Source organism: Amycolatopsis panacis (assembly GCF_003600245.1).
In the GTDB taxonomy this organism is placed as follows: domain Bacteria; phylum Actinomycetota; class Actinomycetes; order Mycobacteriales; family Pseudonocardiaceae; genus Amycolatopsis; species Amycolatopsis sulphurea.
On sequence record NZ_QZFV01000075.1, the window covers coordinates 1 to 23,116 of the forward strand.

23 protein-coding genes and 1 tRNA gene are annotated in these 23,116 nt (G+C 69.5%); 9 read left to right on the top strand and 15 right to left on the bottom strand.

Going from position 1 to position 23,116, the window contains the following annotated elements; all coding sequences use genetic code 11:
• Positions 1-217: 217 nt before the first annotated feature.
• From D5S19_RS12245 to D5S19_RS12290, 9 genes are all read right to left on the bottom strand, one after another.
• On the bottom strand, positions 218-751 hold the full coding sequence (locus D5S19_RS12245; RefSeq protein ID WP_120023480.1) for a hypothetical protein: 534 nt from the start codon (positions 749-751) through the stop codon (positions 218-220).
• A 127-nt stretch (positions 752-878) separates the two neighbouring features.
• Entirely contained in the window at positions 879-3,413 is a 2,535-nt protein-coding gene (otsB, locus tag D5S19_RS12250) for a trehalose-phosphatase (protein ID WP_199730458.1), read from the bottom strand.
• A 36-nt stretch (positions 3,414-3,449) separates the two neighbouring features.
• Positions 3,450-4,901 carry an alpha,alpha-trehalose-phosphate synthase (UDP-forming) gene (locus D5S19_RS12255; protein ID WP_120023482.1) on the bottom strand — a complete coding sequence of 484 codons (1,452 nt, stop codon included), beginning with the start codon at positions 4,899-4,901 and terminating at the stop codon, positions 3,450-3,452.
• A gap of 81 nt (positions 4,902-4,982) precedes the next feature.
• The gene (locus D5S19_RS12260; RefSeq protein ID WP_120023483.1) at positions 4,983-6,488 is read right to left on the bottom strand and encodes a threonine/serine exporter family protein; all 1,506 of its coding nucleotides are present in this window, start codon (positions 6,486-6,488) and stop codon (positions 4,983-4,985) included.
• Positions 6,489-6,674: 186 nt separating this feature from the next.
• Positions 6,675-6,747: transfer RNA gene (locus D5S19_RS12265), tRNA-Thr, on the bottom strand.
• Positions 6,748-6,980: 233 nt separating this feature from the next.
• Positions 6,981-7,694, bottom strand: a complete 714-nt coding sequence (locus D5S19_RS31660; RefSeq protein ID WP_147397377.1) for a hypothetical protein — start codon at positions 7,692-7,694, stop codon at positions 6,981-6,983.
• 556 nt (positions 7,695-8,250) lie between these two features.
• Positions 8,251-8,577: a histidine kinase dimerization/phosphoacceptor domain-containing protein gene (locus D5S19_RS12280; RefSeq protein ID WP_120023486.1), complete on the bottom strand. Its 327-nt coding sequence runs from the start codon at positions 8,575-8,577 to the stop codon at positions 8,251-8,253.
• A gap of 146 nt (positions 8,578-8,723) precedes the next feature.
• Entirely contained in the window at positions 8,724-9,059 is a 336-nt protein-coding gene (locus tag D5S19_RS12285; protein ID WP_120023487.1) for a hypothetical protein, read from the bottom strand.
• A gap of 601 nt (positions 9,060-9,660) precedes the next feature.
• A complete protein-coding gene (locus D5S19_RS12290) occupies positions 9,661-9,867 on the bottom strand; it encodes a hypothetical protein (protein ID WP_120023488.1) in 207 nt (68 codons plus the stop codon).
• A 252-nt stretch (positions 9,868-10,119) separates the two neighbouring features.
• On the opposite strand from D5S19_RS12290, the gene D5S19_RS12295 reads away from it, so the two are divergent.
• On the top strand, positions 10,120-10,674 hold the full coding sequence (locus D5S19_RS12295) for a hypothetical protein (RefSeq protein WP_120023489.1): 555 nt from the start codon (positions 10,120-10,122) through the stop codon (positions 10,672-10,674).
• 32 nt (positions 10,675-10,706) lie between these two features.
• Here the strand turns inward: D5S19_RS12295 and D5S19_RS12300 are convergent, their stop codons facing one another.
• Positions 10,707-11,528 carry an acyl-CoA thioesterase gene (locus tag D5S19_RS12300; RefSeq protein ID WP_120023490.1) on the bottom strand — a complete coding sequence of 274 codons (822 nt, stop codon included), beginning with the start codon at positions 11,526-11,528 and terminating at the stop codon, positions 10,707-10,709.
• 67 nt (positions 11,529-11,595) lie between these two features.
• On the opposite strand from D5S19_RS12300, the gene D5S19_RS12305 reads away from it, so the two are divergent.
• Positions 11,596-12,867, top strand: a complete 1,272-nt coding sequence (locus D5S19_RS12305; RefSeq protein ID WP_120023491.1) for a cytochrome P450 — start codon at positions 11,596-11,598, stop codon at positions 12,865-12,867.
• 122 nt (positions 12,868-12,989) lie between these two features.
• On the opposite strand, the gene D5S19_RS12310 is transcribed toward D5S19_RS12305, so the two are convergent.
• Positions 12,990-13,988, bottom strand: a complete 999-nt coding sequence (locus D5S19_RS12310) for a small ribosomal subunit Rsm22 family protein (protein ID WP_120023492.1) — start codon at positions 13,986-13,988, stop codon at positions 12,990-12,992.
• 135 nt (positions 13,989-14,123) lie between these two features.
• Between D5S19_RS12310 and D5S19_RS12315 the strand changes: the two genes are divergently transcribed.
• Genes D5S19_RS12315 through D5S19_RS12325 form a run of 3 tightly spaced genes read left to right on the top strand, consistent with a single transcriptional unit; the run spans position 14,124 to position 16,240 of the window.
• Complete coding sequence (locus tag D5S19_RS12315; protein ID WP_120023493.1) at positions 14,124-14,552, top strand: YciI family protein; 429 nt, start codon at positions 14,124-14,126, stop codon at positions 14,550-14,552.
• Positions 14,549-14,905: a YciI family protein gene (locus D5S19_RS12320; RefSeq protein ID WP_120023494.1), complete on the top strand. Its 357-nt coding sequence runs from the start codon at positions 14,549-14,551 to the stop codon at positions 14,903-14,905. Before D5S19_RS12315 ends, D5S19_RS12320 begins: the two co-directional genes overlap by 4 nt.
• Before the next feature lie 54 nt (positions 14,906-14,959).
• The gene (locus D5S19_RS12325; RefSeq protein ID WP_267901102.1) at positions 14,960-16,240 is read left to right on the top strand and encodes an RNA polymerase sigma factor; all 1,281 of its coding nucleotides are present in this window, start codon (positions 14,960-14,962) and stop codon (positions 16,238-16,240) included.
• Between the two features lie 186 nt (positions 16,241-16,426).
• Here D5S19_RS12325 and D5S19_RS12330 read toward each other — a convergent pair whose 3' ends face one another.
• Entirely contained in the window at positions 16,427-17,203 is a 777-nt protein-coding gene (locus D5S19_RS12330; RefSeq protein WP_120023495.1) for an IclR family transcriptional regulator, read from the bottom strand.
• Between the two features lie 231 nt (positions 17,204-17,434).
• Here D5S19_RS12330 and D5S19_RS12335 point away from each other — a divergent pair, with 231 nt between their 5' ends.
• Genes D5S19_RS12335 through D5S19_RS12350 form a run of 4 tightly spaced genes read left to right on the top strand, consistent with a single transcriptional unit; the run spans position 17,435 to position 21,447 of the window.
• Entirely contained in the window at positions 17,435-18,658 is a 1,224-nt protein-coding gene (locus D5S19_RS12335) for a Mur ligase family protein (RefSeq protein WP_120023496.1), read from the top strand.
• Positions 18,651-19,358: a type 1 glutamine amidotransferase gene (locus D5S19_RS12340; protein ID WP_120023546.1), complete on the top strand. Its 708-nt coding sequence runs from the start codon at positions 18,651-18,653 to the stop codon at positions 19,356-19,358. The genes D5S19_RS12335 and D5S19_RS12340 overlap by 8 nt, the downstream gene beginning before the upstream one ends.
• A gap of 29 nt (positions 19,359-19,387) precedes the next feature.
• Entirely contained in the window at positions 19,388-20,776 is a 1,389-nt protein-coding gene (locus D5S19_RS12345; RefSeq protein ID WP_233573857.1) for a HAMP domain-containing sensor histidine kinase, read from the top strand.
• Between the two features lie 2 nt (positions 20,777-20,778).
• Positions 20,779-21,447, top strand: coding sequence for a response regulator transcription factor (locus D5S19_RS12350; RefSeq protein ID WP_120023498.1), 669 nt, complete (start codon positions 20,779-20,781; stop codon positions 21,445-21,447).
• Positions 21,448-21,534: 87 nt separating this feature from the next.
• Here D5S19_RS12350 and D5S19_RS12355 read toward each other — a convergent pair whose 3' ends face one another.
• The 3 genes from D5S19_RS12355 to D5S19_RS12365 are packed head-to-tail and all read right to left on the bottom strand — an operon-like array spanning position 21,535 to position 23,089.
• Positions 21,535-21,936 carry a CoA-binding protein gene (locus tag D5S19_RS12355; RefSeq protein ID WP_120023499.1) on the bottom strand — a complete coding sequence of 134 codons (402 nt, stop codon included), beginning with the start codon at positions 21,934-21,936 and terminating at the stop codon, positions 21,535-21,537.
• Positions 21,937-21,971: 35 nt separating this feature from the next.
• Positions 21,972-22,538 (bottom strand): hypothetical protein, encoded by a 567-nt coding sequence (locus D5S19_RS12360; RefSeq protein WP_120023500.1) that lies wholly within the window; start codon positions 22,536-22,538, stop codon positions 21,972-21,974.
• A gap of 47 nt (positions 22,539-22,585) precedes the next feature.
• Positions 22,586-23,089, bottom strand: a complete 504-nt coding sequence (locus D5S19_RS12365) for a VOC family protein (RefSeq protein ID WP_120023501.1) — start codon at positions 23,087-23,089, stop codon at positions 22,586-22,588.
• Positions 23,090-23,116 lie beyond the last annotated feature (27 nt).

Sequence of the window (23,116 nt, forward strand, 5' to 3'; positions counted from 1 at the left end):
GTTGGTCGGGGGCCCGGCAGTGGGCGATGCGGAGGTGTGTGCGACCACCTCGTGGCGTGCGCCGGACCGGTTTCGGGTCTGTGAAGGGACCCTTCACAGACTCAGAGTCCGTGAAGGGTCCCTTCACGGACCTCTACACCGACTTTGCCGGAACCCTGGACTTTGAGGCTGTGAAGGTTCCCTTTACAGCTTGAAAGTCGACGGGGTCAGCGGGGGGTCACCAGATGGGATGGTCGCTGAACTTCTCCAGGGTGCGGACCGACGGGCGGACGTACCAGAGTCCCGCGCCGTGGCCGATGGTGCCAAGGGTGAAGTTCGCGAAGGTCGCCAGGAGGTCGGTGAGGCCGAGCCGGCCGCCCTCGCCCCAGATGTCGATCAGGGCGGAGATGGTCAGGGCCAGCAGGCAGCTGATGCTCAGTGCGGCAAAACATATGGTCAGCGCGGTGCGTGTGGTGCGGGCGCGGGCGGTCACCAGGTAGTTGCCGTGCAGGCAGCGGCGGGCGGTCAGTACGACGATCGCGGTGGCGGTGACGGACAGCGCCGGCAGCGCGAGACCCAAGGTGCCGAGCCCGGCGCGGGGCAGGCCCTGCCCGTGCAGCGGGCGGTTGACGAACGCGGTGAGGCCGAGCACCAGCAGCGTGCCGACGAGCAGCGCGACGCCGGTGACCACCGAACCAGCCCGGACCCGTACTGCGAACTGGGTCGGCAGCGGGAGGTATTCAGCGGCCGGCTGCCCGTAGTACTGCCTCACGCTACCTCCGCGCCGACCCGGTCGAGTGAACGTGCAGATGCTCGTGAAGGCCACCATAAGGAATCGGATTCCCTCATGGTGGCCTTCACCGCCGCATTCACCGAGGTGTGCTAACGCGGTTCGCCCGTCAGGACTTCTCCGCGAGCAGATTCGCACAGCGGATCAGCCCGAGATGGGAGTACGCCTGCGGGTGATTGCCGAGGGAGCGTTCGGCGATCGGGTCGAACTGCTCGGGCAGCAGCCCGGTCGGACCGGCCGCGTCGACGATCTGGGTGAACAGCTCCTCGGCCTCATCCCGGCGGCCGGTGAGCAGATAGGCCTCGATCAGCCAGGCCGCGCAGATGTGGAAGCCACCCTCCCCACCGGGGAGACCGTCGTCGCGGCGGTAGCGGTACACCGTGGAACCACTGCGCAGCTCCGCCTCGATCGCGGTCACGGTCTGCTGGAAGCGCTCGTCGGCCGGGTCGATCAGGCCGGTCAGGCCGACGAACAGGGACGCCGCATCGAGGTCGGTGCCGTCGTAGGCGGTGGTGAACGCCTGCACCTGGTCGTTCCAGCCGTGTTGCAGCACATCGGCCTTGATCCGGTCACGCAGCAGCGGCCAGGCGCCGGGGACGTCGCGGCCGTACTCGTGGCCGAGCTTCACCGCGCGGTCGATGGTCACCCAGCACATCACCCGCGAGTACACCCGGTGGCGCGGCACATGCCGCTCCTCCCAGATGCCGTGGTCCGGCTCGTTCCAGCGCCGGGTGACCGCCTCGGCCATCGCGCGCACCAGCTGCCAGTCCTCGTCGCGCAGCTCGCCGCGGACCTCGGCCAGTGTGCCGACCAGCTCCACCACCGGGCCGAACACGTCCAGCTGCACCTGGTGGTTGGCCAGGTTACCGACCCGGACCGGCCGCGAGCCGGCGTATCCGGGCAGCGATTCGATCACCGCCTCGGCGCCGATCACGCTGCCCGCCAAGGTATAGAGCGGGTGCAGCCGTTCCGGTCCGGCCAAAGTGGACAGTACGCCGTGCAGCCAGCGCAGGTAGCCTTCGGCTTCCTCGTGCGAGCCGAGGTACACCAGCTCCCGCACGGTCATCGCCGCGTCGCGGATCCAGCAATAGCGGTAGTCCCAGTTGCGGACTCCGCCGATCTCCTCCGGCAGCGACGAGGTCGCGGCCGCGAGCACCCCGCCGGTGTCGGTGTTCACCAGCCCGCGCAGGGTGAGCGCGGAACGGCGTACCAGCTCGGTCTGCACCGAGGGCAGCTTCAGCTTCGCCGCCCAATCGCTCCAGTACCGGCCCGCCCGGTCCCGACGGTCCATTTCGGACAGTTCGTGGGCGCCGAGATCCGTGGTGCCGCACCGGAGTTCGAGCACCACAGGCTCGTCTTTGGCCGGTTGCACGAGTGCGGTCGCGGTGTCGTGCAGCCCGTCGGAGGTGATCGTCCAGTCCACCCCGGGAGCACGCAGCACGAACGGCTCCGAGGTGCCGAGCACGCGCAGGCCGTCCGGCTCGGCGACCAGTTTCACCGGCACGCCGCCGAATTCCGGCCGCGGCGCGAAGACCACCTGGGCCGCCGCCTCACCGGAGATCACTCGCACGATGTCGGTGCGATGCGCCGGGCTCTCCGGCTCCAGGTAGTCCGTGACCAGCAGCCGGGACCAGCGCGTCTCCACGGTCATCGTGTTCGGCAGGTAGCGCTGGCCGAGCGGCAGCCCGTTGCGGTCCGGTTTGATCGCGAAGTTGCCGGCGCCGGGGCCGCCGAGCAGATCGGCGAACACCGCGGGGGCGTCCGGGCCGGGGTGGCACAGCCAGGTGAGCTTGGCGTCCGGGGTGAGCAGCGCCACCGACCGCTCGTTGGCCAGCATGGACAGCCGCTCGATCGGCGGCGCGGACTCGCCGTAGAGCCAGTTCCGGCGCTCCTCCAGCATGAACGCGAGCACCAGCGCGACGTCCACGGTGTCCGGCACCCGGTAGGCGGCCAGGGATTCGCCGTCGCCGACCTTCACCCCGAGGTCCGGCCCGGCGAGCCGGGCGAACGCCTTCTCGTCGGTCACGTCGTCGCCGAGGAACACCGCGGCGGTCGCGCCGACCTGGTGGCGCAGGGTGTCGAGCGCACGGCCCTTGTCCGTCTGCACGACCGCGAGCTCGACCACCTCCTTGCCATCGGTCGTGGTCACGCCCGGCCAGGTGCACGGGCCCTGGTGCACGGCCGCCAGCACGCGGCGGCCTGCCTCGTGCTCGGCGCGGCGCACGTGCACCGCGATGCTCGCGGGCTTGACCTCAAGTGACACTCCGGGCACGTCGAGCACCAGCTGCTCCAGCTCCGACTCGAGGCGCCGGTGCAACGCCCGCGCCTGCTCGTCGAGGGCGTGGATGAAGCCGATGTCGAACTCCGATCCGTGGCTGCCGACGAGGTTCACCTCGGCGGGCAGCCGGGACAGGGTGGCCAGGTCGCGCAGCGCCCGGCCGGAGATCACCGCGGTGGTGGTCTCGTGCAGGCCGGCCAGCGATCTGAGCGCCCCGACGGATTCGGGCAGCGGGCGTGCCTCGTCCGGGTTCGCGGTGATCGGGGCCAATGTGCCGTCGTAGTCGCAGGCGACCAGCAGGCGCGGGGTACGGGCGATCTGCACGATCGCGCGCCGTAGCTCCGCGGGCAACGCCTCGGCGGTCAACACTCCTCCTCGGGAGTCCAGCGCGGTAGGGGAGGTTCAGCCGACCGGTTCGGCACCCAGTGCCTGCAGGAACGAACGTGCCCACCGGTCGACATCGTGGGTGAGGACCTGGCGACGCATGGCGCGCATCCTGCGTCGGCCCTCGGCGGGGTCGAGCGTAATGGCAGCCTCCAACGCGTTCTTCACCCCGTCCAGATCATGCGGATTGACGAGAAAGGCGCTGGTCAGCTCGGAGGCGGCGCCGGCGAACTCGCTCAACACGAGTGCCCCGCCCAGGTCCGCCCGGGTCGCGACGTACTCCTTGCAGACCAGGTTCATCCCGTCGCGCAGCGGTGTAACCACCATCACGTCGGCCGCGGAGAAGAAGGCGGCTAGCTCGGTCCGGTCGACCGACTGGTGCAGGTAGTGCACGACCGGATGACCTACGCGGGCGAACTCGCCGTTGATCCGGCCGACCATCTGCTCGATCTCGCCGCGCATCCGCTGGTAGTGCTCGACCCGTTCGCGGCTCGGCGTGGCCAGCTGCACAAAGGTCACGTCCTCGGGCTTGAGCCGCTCCTCGTGCAGCAGCTCGTGCAGCGCCTGCAGCCGCAGGTCGATGCCCTTGGTGTAGTCGAGCCGGTCGACCCCCAGCAGCACCGCCTTCGGGTTGCCGAGGTCGGCGCGGAGCTGCTTCGCGCGTTCCGCCACGCTCTTCGACCGGGCCAGCGTGTCCAGCCCGGCCGCGTCGATGGAGATCGGGAACGCGCCGACCCGCACCGTGCGGTCTCCGACCTGCACCATGCCGGGCCGGGACCGCACGCCGACCGCGCCGCGCGTCGGTTCGAGACCGACCAGCTGCCGGGCCAGCCACAGGAAGTTCTGCGCGCCGCCGGGCCGGTGGAAGCCGATCAGGTCGGCGCCGATCAGCCCGCGCACGATCTCCGCCCGCCAGGGCAGCTGCATGAACAGCTCCACCGGCGGGAACGGGATGTGCAGGAAAAACCCGATCCGCAGGTCCGGCCGCAGCTCGCGGAGCATGGCCGGCACCAGCTGCAGCTGGTAGTCCTGAATCCACACGGTGGCGCCGTGCGCGGCGACCGCGGCACTCGCTTCGGCGAAGCGGTGGTTCACCCGCACGTAGCTGTCCCACCACGAGCGGTCGAACACCGGCGGGGCGACCACGTCGTGGTACAGCGGCCAGAGCGTGGCGTTGGAGAAGCCTTCGTAGTAGTTGCTGACCTCGGCCGCGGTGAGCGAAACCGGATGCAGCACAAGGCCGTCGTCGTCGAACTCGGCCACCTCGACGTCCGGCACGCCGGGCCAGCCGACCCAGGCTCCCTTGCGGGAGCGCAGGAACGGCTCCAATGCGGACACCAGCCCGCCCGGGCTGGCCGTCCAGCGGCGCTCCCCGTCCACTCCGTGGTCCAGGTCAACCGGCAACCTGTTGGCCACCACCACGAAATCGGCGGACGGTGTGCTCGTGGTCCCGGCAATCGCGTCAGTCACTCAGCTGCTCCCTCGTCTCGGCGGGTCGCGGCCCCAAGGAAACCCTAGCGCGCGAACAGTGACCGGACGGTGACCAACCGGTTACTCCAAACGTCGTTCGCTCGGCTCCATCGGCCCGGCCATGCGTGGCCCGGCGAGCCTGCGCTCGAGCCTGCCCAGCCCGGTGCGGACCGGCTGCGCGAGGTATTCGCCCAGGACAACACCGGCGGCGAGGGCGAGGCCGATGGTGACCGCGGTGATCAGCGTGGAGATGTTGCCGCCGGGCTCGACCCCTAATTGGTATAGACCACGGTACGTGGAAAGGCCCGGCAACAGGGGCGTGATCCCGGACACGGCGACCACGAGCGGAGTAACCCGCAGCCGCCGGGCGAGTACGCCACCGCAGAACCCGACGAGCGTCGCCGCGATCGCGGACGAACTCACCGCGTCCAGCTGGAGCACCATCAGTCCGCCGTATACGAACGCGCCGATCGAACCGGCCGCCGCGGCGACGAGCATCGCGCGCATCGTGGAGTACGACGCGATCGCGAAGCAGGCGGCCGCGCCGGTCCCACCGATGACCACGATCGGCAGCTGCTGCAAGGTCGAAGTGGGGACTTCGGGCAGCGGCGTGCGCGGAAGTTCCAGCATCACCGCGATCTTCAGCGCGAGCACCACCCCGGTGATCAGGCCGGCACTCATCATCGCGACTTCCGTGGTGCGCCCGGCGGCGGTCACGTTGTAGCCGGTGATCGCGTCCTGCACCGCGGAAACGGTGGACAACCCGGACAGCAGCACGGTCACCGCCGCGGCGACCACGAGCGTCGGCCGGTCGGTGGTGAGGATGTCGCTGCTGACCACGGCCATCGCCGACAGCGTGGCGAACAGCCCACCCACCACCTGCTGGAAAAAGAACGGCAGGTTGTAGCGGTTGAGCAGGCGGCCGATCCGGTCGATCAGCGACGAGATGACGAACGCGACCAGCGCGATGTCGAGCTTTCCGCCCAGCAGCAGGGTGATGAACGCGGCCAGCCCGCCCCACGCGATGGTGGCGACCCACCGCGGGTACGGGTGCGGCGCGGACGTGATGCGGTTGAGTTCCGTGTGCGCCTCCTCGGCGCCCATGTGCCCGCGGGTGATCTTGCGGACCAGCGCCTCGGCTTCGGTGAGCCGGGTGTAGTCGAGGCTGCGCGTGCGGACCACCCGCAGCGCCGTGACCGGGGCGAGTTCGGTCCCGCGGTGACAGGTCGCGGTGATCGAGGTGAAGATCACGTCGACCTCGCAATGCGGGAGCCCGAGCGATGCGGTGAGCGCGATGATGGTGGCGGTGACGTCGGAAGCGCCGGCGCCGCTGGCCATCTGCACCTCGCCGATGCGCAGGGCGAGGTCGAGCACGAAGTTGACCGTCGCGTCGTCCGGCGGCTTCGGGCCGAGTGCCTCACCGGTCTCCACGGCAGGCTGCTGCGCGGTCGGCGCTTCCAGGATGTGCCAGGCGCGGCGGCGCAGCAGATTCGGCCGGTAGCGCTGCTGGGAACGCGGCTGCGGAGGCTCGAGGATCGGCCACTTTCTCCGCGTAGTGCCCTGGCCGGCACGTTCGTTGATCTTCACGATCGATCCCCACCTCCTCATCGGTTCCCGGGGACCATCGGCCGACCCGGCGCGGCCGTTGCAGTGGTGTGCGCCACAGCTGCCGACGATCGTGCCGCACCTCGCTCGATTGTGCCGCGCACAGCGCCTGAGCTGGGTTTTGCCCGCGATGCGGGGACGCCGCGGGAGTACGCGGACGGAGAGGGGAGCCGGCAAGGGGACTCGAACCCCTGACCTACTGCTTACAAGGCAGTTGCTCTACCAACTGAGCTATGCCGGCGATGCCTGGAACAGGCGGGACCGAGTATATCGGCGGGTCCGCGGCTCCGGCGGACCCGGCCGGTCTTCCCGTGCGAACGGCCCCTCCCCGCGGTCGTAGCGGAGAGGGGCCGGAGTGAACGGGGCGGGTCAGCCGCGGCCGCCCTTGCCGACATTGGGGTCACCGGGGTTGCCCTTGCCGATGGTGTTGTCGCCGGGGCCGGAGTTGACCGCGAAACCTGCCGCGCGGCTGGGCTAGACGCCCGGGACGCCGCTGGGCACGACACCTGGGATGCCGCTGGGCACGACGCCGGGTGCGCCGCTGGGCACGACGCCCGGGATGCCGCTGGGGATGACGCCGGGTGCGCCGCTGGGCACGACGCCCGGGATGCCGCTGGGGATGACGCCGGGTGCGCCGCTGGGCACGACGCCCGGGATGCCGCTGGGGATGACGCCGGGTGCGCCGCTGGGCACAACGCCTGGGACGCCGCTGGGGATGACGCCGGGTGCGCCGCTGGGCACAACGCCTGGGACGCCGCTGGGGATGACGCCGGGTGCGCCGCTGGGCACAACGCCTGGGACGCCGCTCGGGGCGGAGCCCTGGGGCGGAATCGGGCGGCCGTGGTGCGGCGGGGTGGGAACGTCGGCCCGGACGGCTGCGGCGGGGGGCTGGACCCCGCCGGGAGCGGGGGGCGGCGAGACGTCGCCGGGCGCGCCGGGGGGCGGGACGTCGAGCGGCGCGGCGGACAGGTGCCCGATGATCGGCTTGGTCGGCCGGGTGGGCAGCTGGCCGAGATTGGGCTTGGCCGGGCGGGTCGGCAGGGGGTCGTGGTTGGGCTTCGTCGGGTTGTCCGAGGCCTGAATGGCCGTCGCGGGCGTGGCGGCCAGCGCGATCGACGAGGCCGCGGTCACGCCGAACGCCGCCATCGCGGCCACGGCGCACGCTTGGGCCAACCGGGTCTTCTTCATCGAAAAACCTCCATTGGATCAGGTTGACGTGAAAGAAAAAGGTGGTGTGCTCGTGGATAGTTCCTAGAGCATCGACGGAGGCGACGCGATGGTCCGGGACCGAACCGGGCGGGGGTCTGCCTGAAATTACCGCGCAAGGAGCCAGGATTTGCTCGCAGTGCGAACGAATGTATTCACATGATGGGAATACTGGGCCACGGTGGATTGATCAGCCCGGTATGCGCGCCTCGACCGCCCAGCCGCCGGAATCGGTGGAACAAGCTCGCACGGTGCCGCCCAATACCGCGATGCGTTCGCGCGTCGCGGTCAAACCCCATCCGGTCCCACCGCGGACGGCCGGTGTGTCCGTGGGCCGCTGCCGAGTTCGTGACGACCAGACCCACTGCGTCGGCGGTGTAACCGAGGTCGATGCGGCGGGTGGCGCCGGGTGCGTGTTTGGCTGCGTTGGTAAGCGCTTCCTGCGTCGCGCGGAGCAACGCGTGGGTCACGTCCGGGGTGGTCGGCCGAGCCTCTCCGGTACAGGTGAACGGGACTGCTTCGTTGTCCGCCAACGTTTTCAGCGCTTCGGACAGGCTTGGCTGTCGTCTCGCAAGGCATGCACTGCTTCACGCATCTGCGTCACGCTGTCCACCGCGATCGACCGCGCCCGCAACACTGCGCTGTTCGCTTCCTCGCTTCGGCCCTTGGTGGCGAGCGCGTCCGCGAGATCGAGTTGCATGGCGATGCCGGTGAGCGAATGACCGAGGACGTCGTGCAGCTCGCGGGCGATCCGGCTGCGTTCGAGCAGCGCGGCTTCCCGCGCTTCGGAGGCGGCTGCGCGCTGTGCTTCCACAGCGGCGCGTTCGGCGTTGTTCAGCGCGGCACGCCGGTCCTGGCGTGACATTCCGATGTAGGCGGGCAACGCGATGGTGAACCCGAACCATCACGGCCATACGTTGCCGCCCGGTTCGAGCCGGCTGACGATCATCAGGGAGCCCACCGTGACGAACGCGTTGACTGTGGAGACCGCCGCTGCGGCGGTGCGCGAGGTCAGCTTTCCGCCGGCGGCTCCGGATGCTGCGAAAGCGAAGGCCGGGTGAGGGTCGACTGGCCGAGCGGCAGCAGGATCGCTGCGCACAGGCCGTAGCCCGTGAGGAGCACGATCTGCGCGTTCTGCGGTAGCTGCGCCCACGAGGGGAGCGTGCTCAACGCGAGTACCGAGGTGAGCACGAACAGGGTGATCAGGAGTGGGCGGGCAATGAGCCGGTCGTCACCCAGCCGGAACGCGGTGACCACGATGGCCGCCACCGCCAGCAGCCGTGGGGTTGCCGCCTCGGAGAACAGTTCGAACCGCGGCAATGGGGTCCTGGTGACCGGTCCGGCCATCGCCGTCTCCTCGGCACCCCGTCGCCGCCGTCGTCGCTGGTGAGACGGGATGGGCCGGTTCAACCCGGCCCGTTGGGGTGGCCCGGCCCTGATGGACCGGGCCTCTTCGTTTTCGGCCGGATATCAGCGGTAATTGCTCAGCCAGGTCCGGTGTATGTCGTCTCGCTCTCCAGATCGTTGGGTGACTTTCGTTGCCCTGCCTCGCTTCCTTCTGCCGGTACGACATTGCCGCGCCCTCCGCGGACGTGCGGTCTCGCCCAGACATCCGACGCGGCAAGCGCTTTCGTGGACTGCCCCTCCGTGCGGAACGAGTGTCCGGTGGGTTCTACATGGAACGAGCGCCGCTTGACGGCTGCGTTTGTCGCGTTGTCAGCAGAACGGGTGTCGCCCACAAGGCGTGTTCTCGGCGGACCGGGCCTTGCCTGACGAACATGCTTCACCGCGTCCCGCGTCCCGCGTCCCGCGTCCCGCGTCCCGCGTCCCGCGTCCCGCGTCCCGCGTCCCGCGTCGTCGCCGGAGCGGGCCATCCTCGTCGGGCCGGTGATCGGCCCCTTCCCCAGTGCTGCCGAAGTGACCCCAGTATTTGCCGAAGTAGTGCCGTTCAGGAGGCCAGCCGCACTCGGCGGTCCCGGGAGTAGGAGACCAGTTCGCGGACCTCGTCGGTGGTCATGATGCAGACCGCGTCGTCCTGTACCTCGGCCGTGGCCACCTGCAGTTGCCACGAACGCAGGCCGGGCGCGGGTTCGTGCCAGAACCACTGGCCCTGCGTGAGGTCCTCGGCGGCGACGGTGAGCTCGTCGATTTTCATGCCCGAAGCCTAACCTGGACCACCGACAAAAAATCGCGCTACCGCCCAGTCCGCGGAAACCGTCCGAGGGCGGGCCGGGTTCCTTGCGTGGTAACCGGAAACCGGCTTGGTCCTCGGGTCCGTCGCAGGTCAGCGCCTTGGGTGGAGACCCGGTCGGGCGAAGGCAGGTTTTGCATGCCCGTGCGGGCTGTCTTAGGCTTCGCCGATCACCGCCGCATACCCGGGTGCCCCCGGGAGAAGAGGAACGGCGCGATGCCCCTGCTCGACCCCGAGTCCTACCGTGACGTCGACTTGCCGACGATTCTCCGGATGGAACGGCGACTGCCCTGGTACGGCTGGCCGCATCTGCCGCTCGGCCTGCTCGTCTGCGTGGCCGCGATCCTTGCCGCGTATCGGGTGCCGGGGTCCGCGCACATCACCACGGCACTGGTAGCGGGCAGTGGGGTGGTCGGCGGGTTCTCCGGCTACGGCTGCGGTCTGGTCATGGTGAGCACCCCGGACCTGGTGCAGACCGGCTACCTGCACTGGCGGCGTACCCGGACGTTGTGGCTGCTGGTGATCGTGCTCGGCGCACTCTCGGCGGCGTCGATGGTCGTGGTCGTGGTGTGCCACATCGTCCTGCTGGCCGGGGCGTCCGGGCCGCATCCGTTCACGCTCTCCGTGCAGGCCGGGCTGTACCTGCTGCTCGTGGTGGTGAACACAGTGCTCGCCGGGCTGGAGGCGTGGCAGCTGTCGAAGGTGTTGCACCGGCCGGTCGCCGGCCCCGCTGCGGCGCCGTCCCGCCCGGTTCGTGCCCGGCTCGGCTGATCTGTCCTCATTGGACAGAGCATAAAGGACGGTCAGTGGTGACGCATGAGTACTTCCTGGGTGACCGAGGCGACCAGACGTCCGTCGGTGGTGTAGAACTCGCCGTGGGTCAGTCCGCGGTTGCTTGCGTAGCTTGGGCTTTCCATGTCGAACAGCAGCCACTCGTCGGCACGGAACGCGCGATGGAACCATACCGCGTGGTCGAGTGAGGTCAGGTGCGGCACGCCCGGCTCGTCCCGGTGCGGCAGCCAGACCGTGCCGGCCAGCCGGATGTCGGAGATGTAGGTGAGCGCGCAGACGTGTGCCAGCGGGGTGTCCGGCAGCGCGTCCTTCGCCCGCACCCACATCCGCTGCCGCGGGCCGCGGCCGTTGTCCGGCAGGCCGGTCTGCGGATCGCTGACGAAGCGCACCTCGATGGCGGAGAGCATCGTCGACGACTTGTCCTGCTCGTCGGTGGCCGCCACGTCCGGTGGCGGTGCTTCGGGCATCCGGGCCTGGTGTTCGCTGCCGCCTGCTTCGAGCTGGAACGACGCGGACAGGCTGAAAATGCTTTCGCCGTTCTGGATCGCCACGACTCGGCGAGTGGTGAACGAGCCCCCGTCGCGAGTGCGCTCGACCTCGTAGATGATCGGCATGTCGGTGCGCCCGCCGCGGATGAAGTAGCCGTGCAGCGAATGCACGTGCCGCTCCGGGGGCACGGTCGCGCCTGCCGCGGTGAGTGCCTGCGCCGCCACCTGGCCGCCGAACGCGCGTTGCGGGGAGCCCTGATGACACCAGCCGCGGTACAGGTTCAGTTCGAGTGGTTCGAGCTCGAGCAGCTGGCTGAGTACGAGATGCGTGGAGTCGAGGGTCACCGGGCCAGTCTAGGCAACCATTCGTCGCCGGTGCGGGCTCAGCGTCGTTCCGGGCTAGGGTCGGCTGGTGCCAAGCGCTGAGATCGCCGACCCGGACACCTACGTCAGGGGTGTGCCCCACGAGCTGCTCGCCCGGCTGCGCCGGGAAACCCCGGTGGCTCGGATCGGTGACTTCTGGGCCGTGTTCGGGCACGCCGACGTGCGGCACGTGCTCCGGAACCCGGCGGTGTTCTCCTCGCGGGCGGGTGGCACGCAGATTCGCGATCCGGCGACCGCGGACGATCTGCGGTACGTGCGGCGGATGATGCTCAACATGGATCCGCCGGAGCACGGGCGCCTGCGCGGCCTGCTCACGAAGGCGTTCACGCCGAGGGCGATCGCGCGGCTGACCGAACGGATCGAGGGCTGGGCGGCAGGACTGGTCGAAGCGGTGGCCGACCGCGGGGAATGCGATTTCGCCAAGGATGTGGCCGCGGATCTGCCCCTGCTCACGCTGGCCGAGGTGTTCGGCATCCCGGAACGCGACCGGCGGCTGATGTTCGACTGGAGCAACCGCGTGATCGGCTACCAGGACGCCGAGTATGCGGCGAGCGCGACAGTGCGTGCGGAGGACGTGACCGAACTGGCCAAGGACGCGCTCGCGGTGCGCCCGGCGCCCGGACCGGGTGGCACGATGCCGGATCCGCGTACCCGTGACGGAATGCCCGACCTGTACGCCTATGCGCACGCACTCGGCGAGCACAAACGCGCTCATCCCGGCGACGACGTGATGAGCAATCTGATGCGCCACGTCGGCGACGACGGCGGACGCGTGTCGATCGAGGAGTTCGAGAACCTGTTCTGGCTGTTTTCCGTGGCCGGCAACGAAACCCTGCGCAACGGCCTGCCCGGAGGGATGGCCGCGCTGCTCGCGCATCCCGCGCAGTACCGGAGACTGCGCGAGGACCGCTCGCTGCTGCCCGGTGCGGTCGAGGAGATGCTGCGCTGGTGGACACCGGTGATGAACTTCCGCCGCACCGCGGTCCGCGGCACTCGTCTGTCCGATGTGGACATCAACCCGGGCGACAAGGTGGTGGTGTGGTTCTCCTCGGCGAACCGGGACGAGACGGTGTTCCCCGATCCGGACACCTTCGACGTGACGCGGGCGCCGGGCGAGCATCTGACCTTCGGCCATGGCCCCCATTTCTGCCTCGGCGCGAACTTGGCGCGGGTGCAGATGCGGGCGTTGTTCGCCGCGGTACTGGACCGGCTGGGCGAGGTTCGTCTCGCGGGCGAACCCCGTCGGTTGCGGTCCACTTTCCAGAACGGGCTCAAAAGCCTGCCGATCCGCTGGGACTGACTCCGTGGCCCCCCCGACCGGGGGCCACGGTCGGCTGGAGGTGCCCGCCGCATTCCTTTCGCCGGGTCGGCCGAGAGCGCGCAGGTCGGGCAGCCCGACGAGACGAGTGGTCGCGAGGTGGACTATTCAGCGGTCCACGCGTCGCCCCACTCCGCGGACCTTGCGGCGCGGTAGCGGGGACCTTGGCGCTTGGACACGACGGTGGCCGGGGCCAGGCCATCGGTGGTGCAGAGGTCCAGGTGCACGAAACCCTTGTGCTTGCGCGGGTGGCGGATGATCCGGGCTCCCGGGCGGTCGATCGGTGCGGTCGTGGCGGCGACGTAGGCGAACTTCTCGTCTTCGAAGCCGAGGGTGCTCGACTTGATGCGGCGGTGGAGACTGCTGCGGGGCAGCCTCGCGGCGAAGTGGCACCAGTCCTCGCCGGGGCTGATCGGGCAGGTGCCCTCGTGTGGGCAAGGGGCGACGATCGGGCGGTCCAGCTCGCGCAGGATGTCCCGGGCGGCGCGGATGCGGGCGAAACCGGCGGGGGTGCCGGGCTCGACGAGCACGACGGCGCCGGCTTCGGCAGCGAGCCAGCGGACCACCTCCGTGCGGCCGCGCTCGGGGAGTTCGCCGAGCACATAGGACAGGGTGACGAGGTCGGCGCGGGGTGCGGCGCTCGCGGGGTCGATCGAACCGCGTTGCCAGGTCGCCGAGCGGACCGCGGGTTCATCGGCTTTCGCGGCCAGTTTCCGGCCGAGGGTGAGTGCTCCGGCGACCTGTTCGACCACGGTGCACTTCTCCAGCGAAGGCCACGTTCCGGCGGCGGCCCACACTGCGGCGCCCGTCCCACCACCGAGGTCGATCTGCGTTCGCGGGGCGAAGGCGGGTGCGGCCGCGGCGACCTCGGCCAGGGCGGTCGCGACCGCTGCGTAAGTCGCCGGCATCCGATACCCGGCATAGGCGGCGACGTCCAGCTCGGAGGCCAGAATCGGCGCGGTCGCCGAGTCGCCTTGTCGATAACGCTTGCTGAGCCGGTCGACCGACTGGGTGAGCCGGGTTTCGGGGAACCGGCCGAGCTCGTCGTCGAGCGCGGTGCGGAGATCGTCGGGAAGGTGGGCCACGGGCACCGATTCTCCCATGTCCGATTTACCCGGCTCGACGCTCCTGGCCTGCTAGTTTCGGGGCGGGGAAAAAATTTCGGCGGGGGTGTCGATCCGGCCCCCGCCCGTTCGACGCAAGGGTGCAGGCACACCACTAGCGAAAGGTTCAGGCTGATGCGGTTCATGGTGATCATGAAGGCCAGCGAGGAGAGCGAATCGGGCCAGCTGCCCAGCACCGAGCTGCTGACCGAGATGGGCAAGTTCAACGAGGAACTCGTCCGGGCCGGGGTGATGCTCTCGGGGGAGGGCCTGCAGCCCAGCTCCGAGGGCGCGCGGGTGCGGTTCGGGGGCACGGCCGAGCCGACGGTGCTGGACGGTCCGTTCGCGGAGACCAAGGAACTGGTCGCCGGGTTCTGGATCCTGCAGGTCGGCTCGCTCGCGGAGGCGGTCGAGTGGGTCAAGCGGGTCCCGAACACCGACGGCGCGCACCACGAGATCGAGATCCGGCGGATCTTCGAGGCCGAGGACTTCGGCGAGAACTTCACCCCGGAGCTGCGGGAGGCCGAGGAGAAGCTGCGGAAGGAAGCCGAGAAGAACGCATGAGGTTCATGGTGCTGGTGAAGGCCGACGCGGATTCGGAGGCGGGCATTCCGCCCGGCACCGAGCTGATCGAGCAGATGGGCCGGTTCAACGAGCAGCTCGCCGCCTCGGGGCACCTGGTGCAGGCCGCCGGGCTCACCCCGAGCGCGACGGGCGCCCGGCTGGTGTGGTCGGCCGGGCAGCCGGAGCCCGCCGTGGTGGACGGCCCGTTCGCCGAGACGAAGGAACTGGTCGCCGGGGTCTGGGTGCTGGAGGGCTCCTCGGTCGAGGAGATCGTCGAGCTGATGCGGCGGGCACCGAACCCGCAGCTGCGGGCGGGCACGATCGAGATCCGCCCGGTGTCGGCCTCGCTCTGAGCCTGCGCCCGCCCGAGGGTTGCCTCGGGCGGGCCGGGCCTGTCTGATGGGCCCGTGAGCACGCACGGAGCGGTCGAAGCGGTCTGGCGGATCGAGTCGGCACGGGTGATCGCCGGGCTCGCGCGCATGGTGCGCGACGTCGGGCTCGCCGAGGAGCTGGCGCAGGACGCCCTGGTCGCCGCGCTCGAGCAGTGGCCGGAGACCGGAGTCCCGCGCAACCCCGGCGCCTGGCTGATGACCACCGCGAAGCGGCGGGCCGTCGACCTGTTCCGGCGCAACGAGACGCTGGGCCGCAAGCTCGGCGAACTCGGCCGTGCGCAGGAGCAGCTCGGCGAGGGCGTGCTGCCGGACTTCGAAGCGATCCTGGACGACGAGCACATCGAGGACGACCTGCTGCGGCTCGTGTTCACCGCCTGTCACCCGGTGTTGCCGATGCAAGGCCGGGTGGCGCTCACCCTGCGCATGCTCGGCGGCCTCTCCACCGACGAGATCGCCCGCGCGTTCCTGGTGAAGGATTCCGCGGTCGCGCAGCGAATCGTCCGGGCGAAGAAGGCGCTTGCCGACGCGCAGGTGCCGTTCGAGGTCCCGGTGGGTGAGGAGCGGATGGCGCGGCTGCCCGCCGTGCTCGAAGTGATCTACCTGATCTTCAACGAAGGCTATTCCGCGACGCGCGGGGACGACTGGATGCGGCCGGCGCTGTGTGCGGACGCGCTGCGTCTGGGCCGGGTGCTGGCTGGGCTGATGCCCACCGAGCCGGAAGTACACGGATTGGTGGCGCTGCTGGAGATTCAGGCTTCGCGGTCGGCGGCGCGCACCGGGCCGAACGGCGAGCCTGTGCTGTTGCTGGAGCAGGACCGCAGCCGGTGGGACAGGTTGCTGATCAAGCGAGGGCTGGACGCGCTGACGCGGTCCGAAGAGCTTGCCGAAGGCGCATACGGTCCGTATTCGGCGCAGGCCGCGATCGCCGCCTGCCACGCTCGGGCGCTCGCCCCGGAAGACACCGATTGGACCCGGATCGCCTTGCTGTACGAAGGTCTCGCGCAGCTCACTCCGTCGCCGGTGATCGAGCTGAACCGGGCGGTCGCGGTGTCCATGGCCTCCGGGCCTGCGGCCGGCCTGGCGCTGGTAGACCGGCTCGTGGGTGAATCGGCGCTGAAGAATTACCACCTGCTGCCGAGCGTGCGCGGCGATCTCCTGGACAAGCTGGGCCGCCATGACGAGGCGCGCGCGGAGTTCGAACGTGCGGCGGAGATGACGGGGAACGCCCGGGAGCGAGCCTTGCTGCTGGGCCGGGCGGCTTCCTGTGCGCAGGAGGCGGCCGGGGTGCAGTCGTGACGCCGGGGCCGTCGGCCGGCTGAGCTGGGTGGCGGGGTGCGGGGTGATCGGCATGGTTTCGAGAGTGCCTGAACGAACCGACCGAACCGGCTTCAGAAGGCGTTGAGGGCGCTAGTTGTGCACAACTTCAGTGGGCTGTGGACAGTCCGGTCATTCGCCGCGAGTGAGCCCCGTTGATCAGCGCCATCACCGACTGCGGACGTACCCCAGCCGCAGGGACAACGCCGCTGCCGTGCCGGCCACAGTGGGGCCGAGTTCCTCGACACGCCGCAGCACGCGTGGAGCAGGTCCGGCAATGCTGATTGCCGCGATCGGCCGTCCGGAGTGATCACGGACGGCAGCTGCGACACAGCCGACGTCGGGCTCGTTCTCGATGTCATCGACCGCCCAACCACGGCGGTGGGTGCGGGCGAGATCGTCGAGAAGCCGTACAGGGTCGCTGATGGTCTTGACCGTGAGACTGTCCAGCCTCATCCGCCGTACGCGCGCGACGCGGTCTGGCTCGGGTAGCGCAGCGAGCCACGCCTTTCCGAGCGACGTCGTGTGCTGCGGTCGTCGCGTACCCAGACGGGACGCGAGCGTGACCGCATTGGAGCTGCGCTCAGTCGCGACATAGACCATGGCATCGTTGTCAGGCACCGCGAGGTACGTCGTTTCGCCGGATCGCTCAGCCAGGGCCGATAGGTAGCGCGGTGCGCAACGGTGCAGGTCAGTCGCCGCCATAGCGCGCGCACCCAGCTCCACGAGACGGGTACCCAGCCGTACGCGTCCGGTGGTGCTGTCCGCCTCCAGGTACTCAAGCTGCTTCAGGGTGCCGACGATCCGGTATGTGGCGCTGCGCGAGAGACCGAGTTGCCGCGCGATCGCGTTGGTCGAAAGCTCTTGGTGCTGTCCGACGTGCTCCAGCACCGCGAGCCCGCGCTCGAGGGTGCCGCTCTGGTCGAGTCCGCGTGCTTCGTCCACGCCAACCTCCGCGTATGCCAGGCAACGGTACGTGGTGTCGTTAGGCGGGTTGGACGGTAACACCTCCGATGTATGTACGAAAGATCTTGACCAACCTTCGTTGTATGCCGGCAACAGAGGGTGTAGAAATGGTTCAACCTCCGATCAGTAGGCTGGCCTGACCCACCGCTGCGGAGAGCAGCGTCACGCTCTCAGGAAATTCACAGCGCATACAGCGCACCGTTCGTATCGATGTCCATACGTCTGCGTACCCGGGCGTCAGTCGCCGCGGGGCGGCTGACTGCGTGGTTTTCGCGTACCGCCGGGTTGGGACGCGGTGGGGTGATCGGCGGGCGGGTCACCCTCCGGCTCGACCCCGCGGTCCTTCGCCGCCTCGGTCAGGAACGCACCGTCGTGCTGGTTACCGGCACGAACGGCAAGACCACCACAGCACTGATGATCACGCGCGCCCTCGAAGCTCTCGCCGAGGTCGCGCACAACGGCGACGGCGCGAACATGCCGGACGGTCTGGTGGCCGCGCTGGCAGCGAGCCCCGAAGCGCCGTACGCGGTGCTGGAGGTGGATGAGACGTACGTGCCGTGGGTGGCTATGCAAGTCCAGCCTGCGGCGCTCGTGTTGCTGAACCTCAGTCGCGACCAGCTCGACCGTGTCGGCGAGGTACGCATGCTGGAACGCGATCTGCGTACCGCCTTCGCCAATTTGCCACGCACGGTCGTGATCGCCAACTGCGACGACATCCTGGTGACGTCCGCGGCGTCGGCGGCGGCACGCGCTGTGTGGGTCGGCACCGGACGACGGTGGTCCGGAGACTCCGGGGCGTGCCCGCGTTGCGGTGGGGCCATAGACCACGCTGACCGCAGCTGGAGCTGCGCGTGTGGTTTCGAAAGACCTAACCCGACGTGGTCGCTTGAGGGCGACTTGGTGACGACGCCCGGTGGCCGTGCGGTGGATCTCGACCTACGGCTGCCGGGCGAGGCCAACCGTGCCAACGCTGCGCTCGCGCTCGCCGCCGCGCAGTGCGTCGGCGTACCACCGCACACGGCCGCTGCGCGGTTGCGCACCATCACCGACATCGGCGGGCGCTACCGCACAGTCCGGCGTACGCGGCATTCGGTGCGGCTGATGCTCGCCAAGAACCCGGCTGGGTGGGCGGAAACGTTGCGGGTACTGGACGAGGACACTCCGGTGGTCGTCGCGGTCAATGCCCAGGAAGCCGACGGGCGGGACCTGTCCTGGCTCTGGGACGTGCATTTCGAACGGTTGCGGGGCCGCCAGGTGGTGGTCACCGGGGAACGCTCGGCGGATCTCGCGGTGCGGCTGTGCTACGCCGAAGTGGCGCACTGGTCGGCGCCGGATCCGGTGCAGGCGATCGACTCGTTGCCCCCGGGCGGCGTGGAGATCGTCGCGAACTACACCGCCTTCCGTGATCTGGTCGGCCGGCTGCCCGATGCGTGATTCCACTGTCCGCATCGGACTGCTGCTGCCCGAGGTGCTCGGCACCTACGGTGATTCCGGCAACGCGCAGGTGCTCTGCAAACGCCTGCAGTGGCGTGGGCAGGACGCCGAGGTGGTACCGATCTCGCTCTCCTCACCCGTGCCCTCCACATTGGACTTGTACCTGCTCGGCGGCGGCGAGGACGGCGCGCAGGTACTGGCCGCGGACTTCCTCCGCGCGGCGACCGGGCTGCGCCGGGCCGCGGCCGCGGGCACCCCGGTGTTCGGGGTGTGCGCGGGCCTGCAGATCCTCGGCACCCGGTTCCACGGCGTGGACGGCGTGGACCACTCCGGCCTCGGGCTGCTCGACGCGACGACGAAACCGGCGTCGCGGCGTGCGGTGTCCGAGCTGGTCGCAAGCCCAGAGCTGTTCGACGCGCCGCTCACGGGGTTCGAGAACCACCAAGGAGAGACGACGCGGGGGCCGGACAGCGCACCGCTGGGCCGCGTCGTTCGCGGCACCGGCAACGGTGATGGCACCGAAGGCGCGGTGACCGGCCACGTCATCGGCACCTACCTGCACGGACCGGCGCTGGCACGGAATCCGGCGTTGGCCGATCTGCTGCTGTCCTGGGTGCTCGGGCATCCACCGAAGCCATTGGAGCTGAGCGAGGTCGAAGTCCTGCGGGCTGAGCGGCTGAGTGCGCGCCGGTCACGATGAGCGCACTGTCTCCTCGTTACGCTGCGTACGTGAGACTCCTCGCCGCCACAGGCGTCCGGATGCGGACCACCGCCGTCGCAGTGCTTGCGCTGGCTTTGGCCATCGCAACTGCCTGTGTCGTCGTTGTGCTGCTTTTAGACGAGTCGCTCGACCGCAGTGTGACCGAGAGTGCGCGCACTACGGCGCGACAGGTCGCTATCCAGCTCGTCCGCGAAGGAGCGCGAGACCTGTCTGCGAGCGACGTCGCCAGCACAGGTGACACCGAAGCAGTGACGCAGGTGCTCGGCTCCAATACGCGTCCAATTGCCAGCGACCCGTCCATCGTCGGACATCCGCCGCTCACCGGCGCGCGCCCACTACCTGGGCAGGAAATCGTCGAGACGCTGCCACTCGGGCTGAACGGCGACGGCGCCGAATACAGGGTGGTGTCGCAGGGCGTACGTGGCCCTGGCGGACCGTACACGGTGATTTCCGCTCGGTCGTTGGAGCCGGTGGCTGAGGCGTCGACGCGGCTGACGCTGCTGCTGGCGTTGATCTCGCTGCCGCTGCTGGCCATCGCCGGCTTCGCGGTGTACCGCGCGGTGGGGTCGGCCCTACGGCCGGTGGAACGCATGCGCCGTACGGTCGCGGAGATCTCCACCCGTGACCTTGCTTCGCGCGTGCCGTTGCCGCCCGGCGGGGACGAGGTACACCGGCTGGCTGTGACGTTGAATGAGATGCTCGGACGACTAGCCTCCGCCCAGTCCGCGCAACGCCGGTTTGTCGCCGACGCCAGCCACGAACTGCGCTCGCCGCTGTCCACCATCAGCACTGCCCTCGACGTGTCGAGCCAGCATCCGGAGACGACCGACGAGCTGGTCCCGGTGATCACCCGCGAAACCGCGCGGTTACGGGAACTCGTCGACGACCTGCTGATGCTCGCGCGCACCGACGACGCCACCGACCGCCCGGCGCAGACCGAAGTGGACCTCGACGACATCGTGCGCGCCGAGGCGGAACGGGTGCGGGCGGAGACGCCGGTGGAGATCGAGGTCCGGGCCGGACCGGCGAAGGTGTGCGGCAGCGAGGCGCAGCTTCGGCGAGCCGTGCGCAACCTGGTGGACAATGCGTGCGGGCACGCCCGAGAGCGGATCCGGATCGCCAGCTCGGTGCGGGGTGGGCTGGCCCTGGTGGAGGTCAGCGACGACGGTCCCGGGGTCGCCGAGGCCGATCGGGAGCGGGTGTTCGAACGGTTCGTGCGGCTGGACGCGTCCCGGCGGCGCGGCGGAACCGGGCTCGGCCTGCCGATCGTGGCCGGGATCGCGGCCCGGCACGGGGGCCGGGCACAGTACGTCGACCTCCCCGACCCGAGTTATCCGGGCGCGCATTTCCGCATCGAGCTGCCCCAGATCGAACTGCCCCGGATCGGACAGGAGTGACCATGCGGCTGTTGATCGTCGAGGACGAAATGGAGTTCGCGGAGACCCTCCGCCGCGGACTGATCGCCGAAGGCTTCACCGTGGACGTCGCGCACACCGGCCGGGACGGGCTGTGGTCGGCGACCGAACACGATTACGACGCCGTGGTGCTGGACATCATGCTGCCCGAGCTGTCCGGCTACGAGGTGCTGAAACGCTTGCGTGCGGCGGAAAACTGGACGCCGGTGCTGATGCTCACGGCGAAGGACGGCGAGTACGACGAGGCCGACGCGTTCGACCTCGGCGCGGACGACTACCTGTCCAAACCCTTCTCCTTCGTGGTCCTGCTCGCTCGCCTGCGCGCGTTGCTCCGCCGTGGTGCCCCGGCTCGTCCGGCGGTGCTGACCGTACGCGATCTGCAGCTCGACCCGGCGGCCCGCACTGTCCACCGTGGAGAGACGCGGATCGAGCTGACTGCGCGGGAATTCGGGTTGCTGGAGTTCCTCTTGCGGCGGCAGGGCGCGGCGCTGACCAAGAACGAAATCCTCGGCCACGTCTGGGATGCGCACTATGAAGGCGACGAGAACGTGGTCGAGGTGTACGTCGGTTACCTGCGGCGGAAGATCGACGCACCCTTCGGGACCCAAACCATCGAAACGGTGCGTGGGGTGGGTTACCGGGTGATTCCGTGACCGGGCATGCCGTCCCGTCGTTGGCAGGGCCGTGAAGGGTCCCTTCACGGACTCTGAGTCCGTGAAGGGACCCTTCACAGGGTGGTGCTAGGTGAAGGAGATCCGTCCGATTGCGCGAACCACGGCGGTGCACCGGTTCTCGACGTACGCCAGCCCGGCCTCCTCGGCGATGCGCCGGGCTTCCTCGGACACGATCCCTTGTTGCAGCCAGAGCGCTTTCGCGCCGATGGCCACTGCCGAGCGGGCCACCTCGGGGGTTTCCGCGGACGGGCGGAAGACGTCGACCAGGTCCACCTGTTCCGGGATGTCCTCCAGCTTCCGGTAGACCTTCCCGCCGAGCAGTTCGGTGGCCGACGGGTGCACCGGGATGATCCGGAATCCGTGCGCCTGCAGCACGGCCGGCACGGCGTGTGCCTCCTTCGCCGGGTCGCGGCTGAGACCTACCACGGCGATCGTGCGGGCACCGGCAAGGATTTCTTCAGGCGTCATGTCGGTTGAACGTTTGTGCGGCGTCGGTGATTCCGTCACAGCCGCCACACACGCAGGCCGCGAACCCGGTACACCGGCCACAGCACGTGCCACGGCGATCGACGGAGGAAGGCACTACTGCAAGCCAGAATGTTGCGGGCGGAGGTGATCGCCACTTCTTGGCGGTCCGGCCACGCCTCGCCGCGGCCGCCGAGCGACAGCCGGAAGACGGTGAGCAGCCCACGTCCTTGCAGGTCGTAGCGCGCACCGGTGTCCCCGCCGTCCGGGTTCAGCCGAGCGATCTCCGCGCCGTACGCGCGCGGTGCTTCGAATCCGGCGGGTACGTCTGCCACGCTGCCAGCGATCGTCTTGCCGTGCAGTTGCTGTACGAAGCGACGCAGCAGCCGGCGCTCCCACCACGGCAGCAACTGCCGGTGTGCGAGCAATGCCGCGCATTCGGTGTGGCCTAGGGAAAACACCGTGGCCGATTCGTCGTACTGGCTCACTGTGGCCGGCTCGGCGAGGTGTACGCGCACTTCGTAACGTACCTGTGCGACGAGTTCGTCGAGCACCTCACGCCGGTCGAGCCGTGCTTTCGCTCGTGATGCCGCCCAGTCGCCCATGGCTCTCCCTCGGGTCGGGATGTCTCCCGCGCACCGTAGCCGCAGGCTTAGCCGATTTTCGAGCCGTACATCTCACCGAGGTCGTCAGCGATCAGCTCGATGCGCGCGCCGTCCGGGTCGGCGAAGTAGATCGACGTGCCGCTCTCCTCCTGGTACTGCACGCCCGCCTGGTCCAGCCGCTCCCGCGCGCCCGCCCACGCTTCCGGAGTCAGCGACAGCGCCAGGTGATGCAACCCGCCGAGTACCTCCGCGTACGGGCCGAGATCCAGGCCCGGCAGGTCGAAGAAGGCCACTGCATTGCCGTTGCCCACGTCGAAGAAGAAGTGGCTGGAACCCGGGTAGTCGCGGTTCTCGATCAGCTCGGTGAGCGGGAAGCCCAGCACGTCCTGGTAGAAGGTGATGGTCTGTTCGACGTCGCTGGACAGCAGTGCGGTGTGGTGGATCCCGCGCCCGACCGTCGGCTGCCGGGTCGCCGCCGGGCGCAGGTGCTTGTCCCGCAGCCGGTCGCGGGCCTCGGTGAGCTGGGCGACCTCGGTCTGGGTGGGTGCCATTTCGGTCACGTCCTCTCTGGGAGCCGA

Excerpts from the sequence above, each read along its gene's own strand:
- D5S19_RS31660 (WP_147397377.1), bottom strand. The coding sequence starts at position 7,694 with ATGAAGAAGACCCGGTTGGCCCAAGCGTGCGCCGTGGCCGCGATGGCG.
- D5S19_RS12280 (WP_120023486.1), bottom strand. The coding sequence starts at position 8,577 with ATGTCACGCCAGGACCGGCGTGCCGCGCTGAACAACGCCGAACGCGCC.
- D5S19_RS12285 (WP_120023487.1), bottom strand. The coding sequence starts at position 9,059 with ATGGCCGGACCGGTCACCAGGACCCCATTGCCGCGGTTCGAACTGTTC.
- D5S19_RS12290 (WP_120023488.1), bottom strand. The coding sequence starts at position 9,867 with ATGAAAATCGACGAGCTCACCGTCGCCGCCGAGGACCTCACGCAGGGC.
- D5S19_RS12295 (WP_120023489.1), top strand. The coding sequence starts at position 10,120 with ATGCCCCTGCTCGACCCCGAGTCCTACCGTGACGTCGACTTGCCGACG.
- D5S19_RS12310 (WP_120023492.1), bottom strand. The coding sequence starts at position 13,988 with ATGGGAGAATCGGTGCCCGTGGCCCACCTTCCCGACGATCTCCGCACC.
- D5S19_RS12315 (WP_120023493.1), top strand. The coding sequence starts at position 14,124 with ATGCGGTTCATGGTGATCATGAAGGCCAGCGAGGAGAGCGAATCGGGC.
- D5S19_RS12320 (WP_120023494.1), top strand. The coding sequence starts at position 14,549 with ATGAGGTTCATGGTGCTGGTGAAGGCCGACGCGGATTCGGAGGCGGGC.
- D5S19_RS12335 (WP_120023496.1), top strand. The coding sequence starts at position 17,435 with ATGTCCATACGTCTGCGTACCCGGGCGTCAGTCGCCGCGGGGCGGCTG.
- D5S19_RS12340 (WP_120023546.1), top strand. The coding sequence starts at position 18,651 with ATGCGTGATTCCACTGTCCGCATCGGACTGCTGCTGCCCGAGGTGCTC.
- D5S19_RS12350 (WP_120023498.1), top strand. The coding sequence starts at position 20,779 with ATGCGGCTGTTGATCGTCGAGGACGAAATGGAGTTCGCGGAGACCCTC.
- D5S19_RS12355 (WP_120023499.1), bottom strand. The coding sequence starts at position 21,936 with ATGACGCCTGAAGAAATCCTTGCCGGTGCCCGCACGATCGCCGTGGTA.
- D5S19_RS12360 (WP_120023500.1), bottom strand. The coding sequence starts at position 22,538 with ATGGGCGACTGGGCGGCATCACGAGCGAAAGCACGGCTCGACCGGCGT.
- D5S19_RS12365 (WP_120023501.1), bottom strand. The coding sequence starts at position 23,089 with ATGGCACCCACCCAGACCGAGGTCGCCCAGCTCACCGAGGCCCGCGAC.